Source organism: Flavobacterium columnare NBRC 100251 = ATCC 23463 (assembly GCF_002530675.1).
GTDB lineage: Bacteria > Bacteroidota > Bacteroidia > Flavobacteriales > Flavobacteriaceae > Flavobacterium > Flavobacterium columnare.
This window is the reverse complement of record NZ_PCMX01000157.1, coordinates 1-236: the sequence shown is the minus strand read 5'-3', so window position 1 is coordinate 236 and position 236 is coordinate 1. Positions and strand designations below refer to the sequence as shown.

The following is a 236-nucleotide window of genomic DNA, read 5'->3' as shown; positions in this document are numbered from 1 at the left end:
GATGCAGATGGTAATGTAAGGATCCAGCCAGGTACACCAAGTGGTACTTACACGATTCCTTATACAATTTGTGAAACAGGAGCAACTCCAGTAAACTGTAAAACAGCCAATATAACTGTAGAAGTTAAAAATGATTTAGTTGCTAAGGATGATAATTTAGGTATTGTAGCTACTTCTGCTACCACGAGTACCGCCGCAGGAAGCGTTTTAGTGAATAATAATGGAAACGGAGCCGA

1 protein-coding gene is annotated in these 236 nt (G+C 39.8%); it reads left to right on the top strand.

All coding sequences use genetic code 11. From position 1 onward, the window contains the following. Positions 1 to 236: hypothetical protein (locus B0A78_RS14630; protein WP_169859166.1), on the top strand; the 236-nt coding region annotated here is incomplete at both ends.